We start from the raw sequence: 13,304 nt of genomic DNA on the forward strand, positions 1-13,304 counted from the left end.
AGTTGGAAGAGTATAGACAGGAGCTGATATGAAGCGAAAATTTCTTCCTAGTGAATCCATGCCTCGTGAAAAACTGTTATCGCGAGGCCCTCAATCCCTTTCTGATGCAGAACTGCTTGCCATATTACTTCGTACTGGTACTCAAGGAATGAATGTATTGGAGTTGGCCGATTTTCTGTTACGAGAGTTTGGTTCGTTGCGATCTCTGTTTTCCTCATCAAAAGATCACTTTTGCCAACACAAAGGGTTAGGGGAAGCTAAATATGTGCAGATGCAGGCATCACTAGAAATCACTCAGAGGTTTTTGGCAGAAACATTAAAGCGCGGAGAGGCTTTAACCAGCCCACAGCAGACTCAGTTGTATCTTTCGAGTGTGTTGCGCGACAGGCAGCGTGAGGCTTTCTATATTCTCTTTCTCGATAATCAGCATCGGGTTATTCAGGATGAAATCTTGTTTGAAGGCACCATTGATGCTGCCAGTGTCTACCCAAGAGAGGTGGTAAAACGCGCGCTTCACCACAATGCTGCGGCGCTCATCTTGGCGCACAATCATCCTTCAGGTGTGGCAGAACCTAGCCAGTCAGACAGAAGGATCACCAGTCGTATCTCAGACGCTTTAGCTTTAGTGGATATTCGAGTCTTGGATCACTTTGTTGTTGGCGACGGAGAAATCGTCTCTTTTGCTGAACGAGGGTGGATGTAAACATTGATTGCCTCATTCTCGCTTTTTATGAGCAAACCCAAGCAGCAAATTGGAACAACACCTTGCCTAGTTTTGTATTTTCTAAAGAAAGAACGCGTCTAAAATGCAATGTTTAAACCTATCATTATGTTAAAAAACAACGCTTAAAAGAGATTTGTTGATGATTTCGCCTGAATGCGTAAAAAATGCTTAGCTTTCTGTCGTTTTCTGGTATGATTCGCACACATTTTTTGACACTAATTCAGCTCGCCAGAGAAAAAAGATCAGCGAATCCTGCAAAAAGGATCTGTTCGGGTCTTGAGCAATGGGTATCAAGTTAGTATAATGCGCGACCTTTGATAGCCTTGCGTGGATTTTCCATAGCGGTTTTTACCTCAGTTCTTTTTGAACATTAAGAGGTTCAGCCAGCAAGGTTGATATCGAGCTGAAACGATTTGGAGAAGACATTCATGTCCCGAGTATGCCAAGTAACTGGTAAGCGTCCAGTAACGGGTAACAACCGTTCACACGCACGAAATGCTACTAAGCGTCGTTTTCTGCCGAACCTACAAACTCATCGTTTCTGGGTAGAGAGCGAAAAACGTTTTGTTAAACTACGTCTAACTGCTAAAGGCATGCGTATTATCGACAAGAAAGGCATCGATGCTGTTCTTGCTGACATCCGTGCACGTGGCGAAAACGTTTAAGAGGAATTAAGCAATGGCTAAAGGCATTCGTGAGAAAATTCGTCTAGTATCATCTGCTGGTACTGGTCACTTCTACACTACTGACAAAAACAAGCGTAACATGCCAGGCAAATTCGAGATCAAAAAGTTTGATCCAGTAGTTCGCCAACACGTTATGTACAAAGAAGCGAAAATCAAGTAATTGATTGCTCTCTTTAAGTAGTAAGAAAACCCAGCCTATACGGTTGGGTTTTTTCTTTTCTACGCTATACCTTTTTCTGCAAGCTTCCGCTTGAAAGGTTCACTGTTCTGACACTCCTCTCTAGGATCTGCATTTTCTTCCTGTTAATCTACATCCACGCTTTTACTAAGGATCTCCTCATTTATTAAGGATAGCTTCATGCGTGTTGCTCCTAGTCGCCGTCGTCGGTGGAACAATATTCTTATTCTGGCTGTGGTGTTATTTATCGGGGTATTAAACCTCCCCGCCGTGATAAAAACCTACTTTATGGAACCGCCCGCACCAGCTTACCCAACGTTGCTCAATGCAGAGTGGCAGCTACATGCGATACATTTTCCCCAGCTATCTTTAGAAAAGAACCAAGGTCGCTGGAGAGCGACGCCACCAAGCAGTATTGCACCTGAAATATTGGTAGAACGCTGGAAAGAGTTGGTTGGTACTGAAGTCGATGATGAAACGTATCAGTCGTTCCAGTCTATTTTGCGCAATCCACAAACGGTAGAGGTGTGGTACAGCGATCGTGAAGAACCGCAAAGGATCACTTTTTATCAAACACCGCGTTTTTGGTTGTTCAAAAACTGGCAAGATAAGTGGATAGCCATTTCGGTTGAACAAGGCTACTTGTTGCCTGAGAACGAATAATCAAAAGAATGAGACAGGAAGTGTTATGCCAGAACTCCCAGAAGTAGAAGTCAGCCGTATGGGCATTTCGCCTCATCTTGTGGGGCAGAAAGTGCGTTCACTCGTTTTTCGTACGCCGAAATTACGTTGGGATATTCCCGTTGAGCTGAAACAGATGGAAGGGCAGGTTATCCGTTCCATTTCCAGACGAGCGAAGTATTTGCTGATTGAAACCGATATCGGTACGGCAATCGTGCATCTTGGGATGTCGGGGTCATTACGGGTGTTGGATGGGTTTATTACTGCAGGTAAGCACGATCATGTTGATCTCACGTTGAGCAATGGCAAAGTATTACGCTACAACGACCCTCGACGATTTGGCGCTTGGCTGTGGTGCCCAATTGGAGAATCACACGCTGTGCTTGGTAATATTGGTCCAGAGCCACTAACGGATGAATTTGATGCGCCATACATGGCTGAAAAGGCGAAGAACAAGCGTGTTGCGGTGAAGCAGTTCATTATGGACAACAAAGTTGTAGTGGGCGTAGGGAATATCTATGCCAGTGAATCGCTTTTTAGTTCTCGAATTCATCCACAACGTCCAGCTTGCTCTTTGTCTTTAGATGAGTGGAAAACGCTGGTGGCAGAAATCAAAGCGGTGCTTACCGGTGCAATAGCTCAAGGTGGTACGACGCTTAAAGATTTTGCTCAGGCGGATGGTAAACCTGGCTATTTTGCACAAGAGCTGCAAGTGTATGGAAAAGCAAAACAAGCATGTCCAAGTTGCGGTGAGCCGATCATCGATCTAAAAATCGGGCAGAGAAATACGTTTTTCTGCCCGATTTGCCAACATTAAAAAAGAGTCAGGATTAAACTTTTTTCTTGGTATGCAGCGCGCTCGCGACAACCTCTGGCACGAACTGGTCAACATTACCGCCATGGATTGCCACTTCGCGAACAATGGTCGAAGAGATGAACGCGTGCTCTTCGGCTGGAGTGAGAAACACACTCTCTAAGCCGGGCATTAAGCGTCGATACATATTGGTTAGGCCAAACTCATATTCAAAGTCCACAGTTGTGCGTAAGCCGCGAATCAACACGTTGGCTTGTTCTTGCTTGGCGAAATCGACTAATAGCCCTGAAAAACCTTTCGCGGTGACATTATCAAGATGTTTAGTTACTTCGCGGGCGAACGCTACTCGTTCATCTAAAGTAAACATAGTTTGCTTACTAGGACTTGCAGCCACAGCGATGATGACCTCATCAAACATGTTTGCTGCACGTTCAACCAAATCTAAATGACCATTGGTAATTGGGTCGAAGGTGCCAGGGTAAAGCACTCGAGAAATACGTTTTTGACTCACAATCTATTGCTCTTTAGTGAACGGAATGGTCGTCATACTAACAAAAACACTTTGAAGTCGGTATGATTGAACCAGTTAATTTGAGTATAAACAGAACAGAATGAAAAAGTTACTTGTTATCCGAAATGATAAAATTGGCGACTTCATGTTAGCGTGGCCAAGTTTTGCGATGTTGAAAGCTTCTATGCCTGATTGTCATATTACAGCTTTAGTACCTAAGTACACGGCAGCGCTGGCTGAGTTATGTCCTTGGATTGATGATGTGATGATTGACCCGACGGAGAAGTCAGATAAAAGTGCTCAGAAAGCGTTAATCGAAGAGATCAAAGTGCAAAACTTCGATGCATCAATTAACTTGTTCTCAACTACCTACAACGCGTTGTTAGTGTGGAAGGCTGGGATTCGTTATCGTCTTGCACCTGCGACAAAACTGGCTCAAATCTTTTATAACAAACGCATCAAGCAGAAACGCTCTCAATCGGCCAAACCGGAATATGAGTACAACTTGGATTTAGTCAGAGCATTTTTGCGTGATACAGGTGTCACTATCGTTGAACCTGCCGCACCTTATTTGTCATTTAGCGACGAAGTATTGAAAGCTCAGCGAGACAAACTCTCAGAACAACTTGTTCTTGATGCCGATAAGCCTTGGATATTTGTTCATGCTGGAAGTGGTGGCTCAGCAAACAATCTAACCTTGGAACAGTACGCGAATTTAATTCAGGGCTTGGAAGGTGATCATGAAGTGGTGTTGACGGCAGGCCCGGGAGAAGAAGCTAAGGCCGCAGAACTAAAAGCCATTATTGAACAGCTTGGCGGTAAAGCGGCTCTGTATGATAAAAACGATGGTCTGGTTGATTTCACTCGCTCTATAGCTTGTGCTCAGCTGTTTATTGCGGGCTCAACAGGACCACTGCACATTGCTGCGACATTAGATGTACCAACGGTTGGTTTCTTCCCTGCTAAGCGTTCAGCCACTCCGCTGCGTTGGCGTCCTCTGAATTCAGAAGGTCGTCATATCGCATTTTGCCCACCACAAGCAGAAGACAAGCAGAGCCAAGAGAACATGACTCGAATTGATATTGCTACGGTTGTCGGACAAGTTAATTCGTGGGCGAAAAATTTCCTCTAAGACACAAAAAAGCCTGAGTTCGATTCAGGCTTTTTCAATCATTTCTTATAGTTACTGTCGTTATTTCGAGCCCATAAGTCGGCATACTTGACGAATGTTGAGTGAGCAGACAGTAAAGATATCAAAAAGCCTTGTTTGCCATCCAGAAAACCACGTTTTAGTACATACATTTTCAGGAAGCAGCCGATGGCGTGGCCAATACCTTGGCTTAACGAGGATTTCTTTCCTTTTGCCTGACGTTGATCTGCCCAAGCTTTGGCATAACCAGCCGATTTTACTAAATAGTGGTGAATGTCATTGTAGGTGTAATGAATCGCATCCCCGTGAAGCGTCTCGACCTGCATATTGCCAGTCATTTCCACTTTCTCATGTACGAGCGCGTCATTATATTGAGTCAGTTTGGTTGGGTATAAACGCAGTACACGATCGGGGTACCAGCCACAATGGCGAATATATCTTCCAAATACCCAGCTAAGACGTGCAAATTGGTAAAGCGTATTCGGTTTATTTTCTGCGACTGCTTTTAATACGCTTTCTTTAAGTTCTGGAGTGACTCGCTCATCCGCATCTAGCCAAAGAACATAGTCTGATTCGACATGATTTTGCGCTAGGCGTCGTTGTGGACCAAAGCCTGGCCAAGTCGCGTTAACGAAAAATTTATCCGTGTAGCGACGAGCGATTTCTTCTGTGTTATCACTGCTACCAGAATCCAGAACAACTATTTCGTCGACCCAGTCATGTACGGTTTCTAAACAGGCTTCTAAATGCTGAGCTTCGTTCTTAACAATTAAAGCTACGGCTAATGTCGGTTTGGTCACGATGGATCCTTAGTAGTGCTAGTTGCTGCTATTTTAAAGTCATGTACCGCTTTATCAAACATTTGAATTACTTGCTTCGCGGTAATCCGGCTCATTGCCTGTTCATCTTTAACCCGGGTACGCCAGCTTACTTCTGATGGTGACTTTCCGGTTTCAGCGAGTAAAGCTTCTTCATAGGCAGATACAACATACTGACGATAATTATAGGGGCCAGTGCGCTCAGGATTATGGTGTGCATATAGACCGATTACAGGCGTATTCATTGCATTCGCCATATGAGTAGGCCCGGTATCCGGTGCAATAACAAGATTAGCCTTATCGATTAAAGCCAGCATCTGTTTGAGAGTACTTTGACCAACGAGATTGATGACTGGTTTAGCTAATTTTTGCTGGATACTTTCGGCGAGGTCTTTTTCTATTTTGGCAGGGCTACCAGCTAAGATAATCTGCCATCCTTGAGCTTGTGCGTAGGTAATAACTTCAGTGTAACCTTCTGCCGTCCAGTTTTTGTATCCTTTACTGGCTGCGGGAACAACAACGAGTTTGGGTTTGTCCGCGACAAAATGTTCATTTGCCCATTTCTCATCAATGAGCTGGTAGTTGAGTTCCCACTTTGCTTGTGTATCTTTAACACCCATAAACTCAACAAAAGCTAACAAACCATCTAAAACGTGAGTTTTATTGGGAGAAGGCACTTTAATGTTGGTAAACAGGGTTTGAAAATCTTGGCTGCGCTCTTTGTCAAAACCTAGTTTGTACCTAGCCTTTATACCTAGAGTGGCAATGCTAGCGCGAAAAGCGTATTGCATATGGAGTAGGGCATCAAACCTGTCATTCTTTAGCTGCGACCATAATGTTTGATAGGCTTTCCAGCCTTGTTTCTTATCAAACACAATCACACGAACGCCTGATAAATCTCCGATTAACTGAGCTTCCAGCTTCCCTGTTATCCAAGTAATTTTCGTTTCTGGCCATTTGCGTTGAATTGCCTGAACCGCAGAAATGGTGTTACACACATCTCCGATAGCCGATAAACGTAAAATACAGATTGATTGAGGAGCAGTTTGAAAAAGCGCCATGTAAGAACCCACCTAAATATTGAGTCAAGATTATGCAGAGTGCGCTATAAAATGTAAAATGCTAAGGCACTTACGTTGTTCGCGTGAGTGATTGGTTGATTGTTGTGAGGATTTCGATTTTTGTTCAAGACACTAACAGAGAAAAACCAAACGATCTGGTTTGACGAAGCGTTATTAGCTGAAGATCCAATGCAATGTTTTGATGCCGATTTCTGGCAACGCCAAGACAAGGTCTTGGGGAGCGCAACGGGTCGAGGTACTACGTGGTTTGTCGATGGTGAAAAATGCTCGGCAGCGCTGCGCCATTATCGACGTGGTGGTCTGTTTGGTAAATTAGTGAAAGATCATTATTGGTTTCAGGGCTGGGAAAAAACGCGCAGTTATCAGGAATTCCAACTTTTGAACACGCTCATTAAAGCTGGTGTCAATGTACCCAAACCGATAGCGGCAAGAGCGGTAAAGCGAACTTTTTGCTACCAAGCCGACTTATTGAGCGAGCGCATTCCTAATGCTCGTGATTTAGTGTCTATTCTCCAGGAGCGAGCTTTGTCTGCTGAAATGTATAGAAAAATAGGCCAAGAAATCCGCAAGATGCACGATGTGCAAGTCAATCATACCGATTTAAACATCCATAACATCTTGATCGATGACCAAGAAAAAGTATGGATTATCGATTTTGATAAATGTTTTCAACAAAATGGTGACAGTTGGAAGCAAAGCAATTTGAAACGGTTGACGAGATCGTTTGAGAAAGAAGTTGGTAAAAGAAATCTCCAATATCGAGAAAACGATATGTCCAACGTTTTAATAGGTTACAAGAGCAAATAATGATGAGAAGAGTGGTTAGCCAAATACAGCGCTTTAGGGATATTATCCGTCGAAAGTTGGGGATATGGTTGTTCGATACAAAGAAAAAAGCCACTTTAAATCCTACTAATGTAAAGAGCATTCTGTTCATTCGTCATGACGCCAAGCTTGGAGACGCAATCGTATCATCTTGCCTTATTCGAAAGTTGAAGAAGTTTCGTCCAGATATTAGGCAGGTGGTTTTAACTTCGAAAGGTATGTCTTCGATGTTTAAAGACGATTTTGGCGTAGATGAAGTCGTCCATATCAAAAAGCGCCCTTCATATGATGAGATTCGAAATATTTGCCAGCAAATTGGCTCTGTCGATATGGTGGTATCTCTAAATCAAGATATGAAGATGAAAGATATTTACATGTTAAAGCATCTAGAATCACAGCTTAATGTTGGAGTAGACCCTGAAATCAGTTTGATTAATATCAATATACAAAATGATATTTGTCATGCTCACTATGCTAAGAAGTTTGATTATATAGCTAAGTTAGTTGGGATTGATGCTCCAGAAGAATCATATATAGTTCCAGTTAAAGATGAATCGATACTTCGAGTTAAGCAGTTTCTAGTAGCAAAAGGAATTGAAAAATTTGTATTGTTAAACCCTTTTGGTAGCGGTAACGAAAGAAAGCTTAGCGCCGAGAAAATTAATGAAATTTTGTTGGAGGTTCAGAGCAAAAAATCTCTTCCAGTTGTGATTCTTTCATCTCCTGATACAAGAGAGCTTCTAGCATCCATGCCAATCGTATTTTCAGACAGCGTAGTACATTTTGACCAAAGTGAATCTATATTTGATGCAATAGCTGCAGTCAAGTTATGTGATTTAGTCATTACTGTTGATACCTCGATTGTCCATATAGCAGCAGGCTTGAATAAACAACAGATCGCTATTTATAGTGATGACAAGGCTAACTTTAAAAACTGGAACCCTAACTCCCCTCTTGCGAAAGTTGTTTTCACTCAAGGTGGTATAAATGTATTTAATATTGTTGAAAGAGATTTTATAAAATGAGAGTACTTGTTGTCAGTACAGATTGGTCAGGGTTAGTTTCTCCTATCGTAGATGAGATAAGACAGCAAGGCCATATCGTTGAGTATTTAGATCATTCTATTTTGGCTGATTTTTCGTATTTTAATTATTTTGACCGTATTCAATCTAAAATTTTTAATGTTTTTTCTGGTGAGAAATATAAACATTTAAGAACAGAGGAGCAAATTGAAAGTACCCTGAGAGGCTTTTTTTACGGAAAAGACGTTTATGATCTAGCTGTTTTTACTAACCCTGATATTTTTAATGAGCGACATTTTAAATTGTTCAAAAATAACTCAAGGAAATTGGTTTTGAACTTATGGGATAGCTTAGAAAGAATGCCGAAAAATAGGAGCAAGCTACATTTTTTTGATGTGATTAGAAGCTTTGATCCTGTTGACTGTAAAAATATGGGTTTTATACCAACAACTAACTATTTTCATATTCAAGAGCAAGTTATGCCTCAAAGAGAAATGTATGACTATGATGTTTTCTCTGTAATGACTTTCTGTAAAGAAAGATATCCTTTAGTGGAAAAATTTATTGATGTTAATCCTGATCTAAAATGTAAAATATTACTTTACATTGATAATGAAAGAAAGCGGAAATATATAAGACATCCTAAAGTGCAAATTATAACAAAACCTGTATTAAAGGGTGATTTAAGGGAATTTATCTCTAAATCAAAATCTGTATTGGATTTAGGTTATGAAACTCAAAATGGTTTTTCTTTTCGAGTATTCGAAACGTTGGCATGGAATAAAAAGTTAATAACAACAAATAAACATGTCATTGACGCTGATTTTTATAGAGAAAGTAATATATATTGTTTACCCAAAAACTATAAGGTCGCTGATTTTTTTATAGACTCACCTTATACGCATGTTCCAGCTGATGTTAAAAATCAATATCGATTGGATGAATGGGTTAATAGATTATTGAACTTGGGTAAAGGATTATAAATGGCTAGGAAAAAGCAAGTAAGGCAAAATACATTCAAAAAATATCAGATTAAATACGATAAAGTTAGGTGGAACTCTAGCATTAGACTGCCTGATGAACCGGTATATAGAGCAATTTACAGTGTTTCCAAAAGGATATCGGCTCTGGACTATGGGGTCGAACTCTTACAGTAATAGTGAACTACCGGAAACGACTATCGTTGGAAGATATTGCTCAATAGCCCATAATGTACAAGTGATGGAAGTTGATCACCCTTTGACTCGATTTACTTCTTCATTAGTAACTTATCAAAATGATTACTGGTCCTTCCCATTTGAAAAACCGTTCGATAATACTAAAAAGCCAGTTTTTATTGGTAATGACGTATGGATTGGTCAAGGAGTATGTATTAAACCGGGTGTAAGGATTGGAGATGGCTCTGTAGTCGGAGCAAATTCTTTGGTTACAAAGGATGTTCCCCCTTATGCTATTGTAGGCGGTTGCCCAGCTAGGGTTATTAGATATCTTTTTCCCAAGGAAGTAATTGAGAGATTGTTAGATGTACAATGGTGGAACTATGATATTAATTCCATCCAAAGTATAGATGTTACTGAAGATATAAAAGACATTCTTTGTTTTTTTGACATGAATAAAGAAAGCTTATTGGAATATAAACCGAATATTCTCATTTTATAATTGATAATATTTTGTTAACTGCTCCTTTGTTGTTGTTGATGTATTTTTCTATATGTGATTTTTGCTGATAATATGTTTCATCTTTATTCATTATCTTTGTCACACATGGAGCAATATCATGGTTACTTTTGACGATAGTTATCGCTTTATTCTTTCTCATAGAGTTTACAACTTCTGAAAAATTATAATAGCTTGGGCCTGTTAAAACGGGCTTTCCGAGCGCAGCTGGCTCCAACATGTTATGTCCTCCAACCTTATCGCCTAGCAAACTACCTCCCATAAAACAGATATCAGCCGCTTCCATGAGGGTTAGCATTTCCCCCATGGTATCTCCCAGGTAAACCTGAATGTCGTTATCTAACAATCTATGATTATGTTCAGTTCTGCGAACAGTATTGAATTTTTGCTTGGATAGGTTGAATACGTCGTTAAACCGTTCTGGATGACGTGGAACCAATATTAGCAGAGCATTAGGATGATCTTTTAATACTTCTTGATGTGCTGATAATATTTGTTCATCTTCGCCGCTATGTGTGCTGGCGGCAATCCAGACAGGACGATTGTTACCCAGCTGATTGCGTAAGGCTTGGCCTTCTTCTTTCACTTTTGGACTAATTTCAATATCAAACTTAATTGAGCCAGTGACAGAAACCTTTTCTTTTGCTACACCAAGCCTAATAAAACGTTCTGCATCATCAGGATATTGACACAGAACTTGAGTTAAATTCTTGGCTAGCATGTCAAATATTGGCTGTACTTTTGCGTAGCGTTGGCAAGAAAGTTCTGACAGACGTGCATTAATTACGGTAATAGGAATGTTCGCTTTCGCGACCGTATGCAGAGTGTTGGGCCAAAGCTCAGTTTCCATAATGAGTAGCTGTCTAGGTTTTATAGCATTTATAAAACCACGAACGGCAAACGGGAAGTCGAATGGCATATAGCGATGTTCAGCTATTCCTGCTAACTTTTGGGCTTGTTCCGCGCCTGTAGCTGTCGTTGTAGTGATGACTATCCTTAGGTGCGGATATTGTGCTTTTAGCCTTTTAATCAAAGGGGTAACTGCAAGAGTTTCACCTACTGATACTGCGTGGATCCATATTGGGCCATGGCTGCAATCTAATTTAGGTGTTACACCGAAGTGCTCTTTCCAGCGTTTTCCTACACATGGTTTTCCTGTTCGGTGTCTATATAGCCCCCACATTAGAAACGGTGACGCAACAGCAAGCAAAGCAGTGTAGATATAGCGAATGAGCACGGTAGCCTCGATTATTTCTTAATTAGGTCTTCAGACTTCATATGAGTCCACTTACCTCTCGGTTTATCCAAGTATTGAAAGTATTCATTGGTAAATGTGCCCTGAATACAAACATAGCGGCGGCGCTTTGATTGTATAGCTTCATTGGCAAGAACATCATTAAAAACTTTAGGCCCTGTGGTTCCATAAACCCCTTTCTTTGGGTCATAGTTTTCAATGTTATTGACAATCGCATCCAAGACTTTCTTAAAGTGCGGATTATTGGGCGCTGTCGCTAAGAAGTAATTGGTAATTTCAGTATCGTTTTTAATCTTTATGTATAAAGCGTCTTTTACTCCCTTAAGCAGTTTGCTTAACGGCCAAACCAAAGTCGCATCGATATCCATATAGATACCACCTTCTTTATACAAGGTGGTCACACGCCATAAATCGGCTTGAGCAGCTCCGTCCGTTAGCTTCAGATAAGCTTCATAGACTTCTTTTGGAGCGTTCTGTTTCAAATACTCCTCTCTCGCCTCTGTACTAACATATCGATAGTCATAACTGAGAGACATCAAACGATTAAACAAATAATTCAGATATACGGGCAGAGCACTACGATTAGAGTAGTTTGTTTGCCAAATGACTTTCGTTACACCGCTGTCATTGGAGCTTTTGAGCTTGGCTGGTGAATATTCTGGGATAGTAAAACGCACTTTAGGTAATATGAAATGAAATGGGTATGACAACACCTTGAAGATATTGCCAAGCAATTTAATTGTGCGATTTGCGACCATAACTGGTAAGTGACTCATAATGTCCCTTATTAAAAATAATTCTGACGTTTTATAGTGGTAGTGCAAGCCATGATATAACTAGCTAAGAAACTTGTTAATAGCTTGCATAACGGTCTCAGGTGAAAGCTTATTTAAGCAGTCCAAATGTTGCAAAGGACATTCGCGCTTAAAGCAAGGTCTACAACTGATGTCTGTATGAACAATTTCAACGTTATTTGATAGTGGTGGCGTATATTGAGGAGAGCTAGAACCATATACAGCAACAATATTACACCCTACAGCAGCAGATACGTGCATTAGCCCTGAATCGTTACTTACCACTGTATGGCATGCTGCTAGCATATCTACAGCTTCAATAAGTGATGTTTTACCTGCTAAGTTCTTGCAGTACTGCTGGAACTCAGGGGGCAGTTGTTGACGAATTGAATCTGTGACTTCTCTGTCTTTTGCTCCACCAAATAGCCAAACTTGTTGGCCTTTTTCTATAAGTTGATGAGCAATCTTTGCATAGTATTTATCTGGCCAACGTTTCGCTGGACCAAATTCAGCACCAGGGCATAAGCCTACAACTGGGCGTTCTAGATCTAGCGAAAGTTTTTCAAGCGTAAGTTGTTGAGCATTTTTATCAACAGTCAGTTTTGGTATTGGACAGTGTTCAAGCGTTACCTGTTCAAGCATGGTCTGTTTAGGATAAGCAAGTGCGACATAGCGTTCGACCATGTATTGAAAAACGCGTTTATCTGGTCGTAGGTCATTGATAAGACCATATCTCATTTCACCTTTCCAACCTGTGCGAGATGGAACCCCCGCAAACAGAGGGATTAACGCCGATTTTGCTGAATTAGGTAGTATAAAGGCATGAGTATATTTCTGACGTTTTAGTTCTCTGCCTAGTGCCCAACGTCCTGAGAGGTTAAAAGATCCGTGGCCGATAGGCATTTCTATCGCTTTATTTACCTCAGGCATGCGCTGAAGTATCGGTTTACACCAAGCTGGAGCGAGCACATCGATCTGTGCCGCAGGGTGCAGCTCTCTTAACGTTGTGTATAGGCTTTGTGACATAACCATATCACCAACCCAAGAAGGACCAATAATCAGAATTTTCATAGTGTTTTTCACATTG

Annotated in this window: 16 protein-coding genes; 10 read left to right on the plus strand and 6 right to left on the minus strand. The window is 41.1% G+C overall.

The features are described from left to right. Window positions 1–28 precede the first annotated feature (28 nt). The 5 genes from radC to mutM all read left to right on the plus strand — a co-directional run bounded on the left by radC (window position 29) and on the right by mutM (window position 3,086). Window positions 29–703 (plus strand): RadC family protein, encoded by a 675-nt coding sequence (gene radC / locus HKI82_RS15895; protein WP_102941547.1) that lies wholly within the window; start codon window positions 29–31, stop codon window positions 701–703. A gap of 449 nt (window positions 704–1,152) precedes the next feature. Continuing rightward, window positions 1,153–1,389, plus strand: coding sequence for a 50S ribosomal protein L28 (gene rpmB, locus HKI82_RS15900; RefSeq protein WP_021704597.1), 237 nt, complete (start codon window positions 1,153–1,155; stop codon window positions 1,387–1,389). Between the two features lie 13 nt (window positions 1,390–1,402). Continuing rightward, complete coding sequence (gene rpmG / locus HKI82_RS15905; protein WP_002535344.1) at window positions 1,403–1,570, plus strand: 50S ribosomal protein L33; 168 nt, start codon at window positions 1,403–1,405, stop codon at window positions 1,568–1,570. A gap of 198 nt (window positions 1,571–1,768) precedes the next feature. Continuing rightward, window positions 1,769–2,251 (plus strand): hypothetical protein, encoded by a 483-nt coding sequence (locus tag HKI82_RS15910; protein ID WP_171138509.1) that lies wholly within the window; start codon window positions 1,769–1,771, stop codon window positions 2,249–2,251. A 25-nt stretch (window positions 2,252–2,276) separates the two neighbouring features. After that, entirely contained in the window at window positions 2,277–3,086 is an 810-nt protein-coding gene (mutM, locus tag HKI82_RS15915; RefSeq protein WP_171138510.1) for a bifunctional DNA-formamidopyrimidine glycosylase/DNA-(apurinic or apyrimidinic site) lyase, read from the plus strand. Between the two features lie 13 nt (window positions 3,087–3,099). Here mutM and coaD read toward each other — a convergent pair whose 3' ends face one another. Further along, a complete protein-coding gene (gene coaD / locus HKI82_RS15920) occupies window positions 3,100–3,594 on the minus strand; it encodes a pantetheine-phosphate adenylyltransferase (RefSeq protein WP_102941550.1) in 495 nt (164 codons plus the stop codon). A gap of 100 nt (window positions 3,595–3,694) precedes the next feature. Here coaD and HKI82_RS15925 point away from each other — a divergent pair, with 100 nt between their 5' ends. Beyond that, window positions 3,695–4,726, plus strand: a complete 1,032-nt coding sequence (locus tag HKI82_RS15925) for a glycosyltransferase family 9 protein (protein WP_171138511.1) — start codon at window positions 3,695–3,697, stop codon at window positions 4,724–4,726. Window positions 4,727–4,764: 38 nt separating this feature from the next. Here the strand turns inward: HKI82_RS15925 and HKI82_RS15930 are convergent, their stop codons facing one another. Both HKI82_RS15930 and HKI82_RS15935 read right to left on the minus strand, forming a co-directional pair. Further along, window positions 4,765–5,544 carry a glycosyltransferase family 2 protein gene (locus HKI82_RS15930; protein ID WP_171138512.1) on the minus strand — a complete coding sequence of 260 codons (780 nt, stop codon included), beginning with the start codon at window positions 5,542–5,544 and terminating at the stop codon, window positions 4,765–4,767. Next, the gene (locus HKI82_RS15935; protein ID WP_171138513.1) at window positions 5,541–6,623 is read right to left on the minus strand and encodes a glycosyltransferase family 9 protein; all 1,083 of its coding nucleotides are present in this window, start codon (window positions 6,621–6,623) and stop codon (window positions 5,541–5,543) included. The genes HKI82_RS15930 and HKI82_RS15935 overlap by 4 nt, the downstream gene beginning before the upstream one ends. 120 nt (window positions 6,624–6,743) lie before the next feature. Here HKI82_RS15935 and HKI82_RS15940 point away from each other — a divergent pair, with 120 nt between their 5' ends. The 4 genes from HKI82_RS15940 (at window position 6,744) to HKI82_RS20625 (ending at window position 10,150) form a co-directional block, all read left to right on the plus strand. Then, the gene (locus tag HKI82_RS15940) at window positions 6,744–7,451 is read left to right on the plus strand and encodes a 3-deoxy-D-manno-octulosonic acid kinase (protein ID WP_171138514.1); all 708 of its coding nucleotides are present in this window, start codon (window positions 6,744–6,746) and stop codon (window positions 7,449–7,451) included. Next, window positions 7,451–8,494 carry a glycosyltransferase family 9 protein gene (locus HKI82_RS15945; RefSeq protein ID WP_171138515.1) on the plus strand — a complete coding sequence of 348 codons (1,044 nt, stop codon included), beginning with the start codon at window positions 7,451–7,453 and terminating at the stop codon, window positions 8,492–8,494. The genes HKI82_RS15940 and HKI82_RS15945 overlap by 1 nt, the downstream gene beginning before the upstream one ends. Next, a complete protein-coding gene (locus tag HKI82_RS15950) occupies window positions 8,491–9,474 on the plus strand; it encodes a WaaS/CpsH family glycosyltransferase (RefSeq protein WP_102941555.1) in 984 nt (327 codons plus the stop codon). Before HKI82_RS15945 ends, HKI82_RS15950 begins: the two co-directional genes overlap by 4 nt. Before the next feature lie 238 nt (window positions 9,475–9,712). After that, complete coding sequence (locus HKI82_RS20625) at window positions 9,713–10,150, plus strand: CatB-related O-acetyltransferase (protein ID WP_277349878.1); 438 nt, start codon at window positions 9,713–9,715, stop codon at window positions 10,148–10,150. Here the strand turns inward: HKI82_RS20625 and waaA are convergent. The 3 genes from waaA to waaF are packed head-to-tail and all read right to left on the minus strand — an operon-like array spanning window position 10,140 to window position 13,288. Beyond that, window positions 10,140–11,405, minus strand: a complete 1,266-nt coding sequence (waaA, locus tag HKI82_RS15960) for a lipid IV(A) 3-deoxy-D-manno-octulosonic acid transferase (protein WP_171138517.1) — start codon at window positions 11,403–11,405, stop codon at window positions 10,140–10,142. The two genes, HKI82_RS20625 and waaA, sit on opposite strands and share 11 nt — an antisense overlap. A gap of 11 nt (window positions 11,406–11,416) precedes the next feature. Then, complete coding sequence (locus HKI82_RS15965) at window positions 11,417–12,199, minus strand: glycosyltransferase family 32 protein (protein ID WP_171138518.1); 783 nt, start codon at window positions 12,197–12,199, stop codon at window positions 11,417–11,419. Between the two features lie 60 nt (window positions 12,200–12,259). Next, complete coding sequence (gene waaF, locus HKI82_RS15970) at window positions 12,260–13,288, minus strand: lipopolysaccharide heptosyltransferase II (protein WP_171138519.1); 1,029 nt, start codon at window positions 13,286–13,288, stop codon at window positions 12,260–12,262. Window positions 13,289–13,304 lie beyond the last annotated feature (16 nt).

The organism is Vibrio plantisponsor (genome assembly GCF_013041605.1).
In the GTDB taxonomy this organism is placed as follows: domain Bacteria; phylum Pseudomonadota; class Gammaproteobacteria; order Enterobacterales; family Vibrionaceae; genus Vibrio; species Vibrio plantisponsor.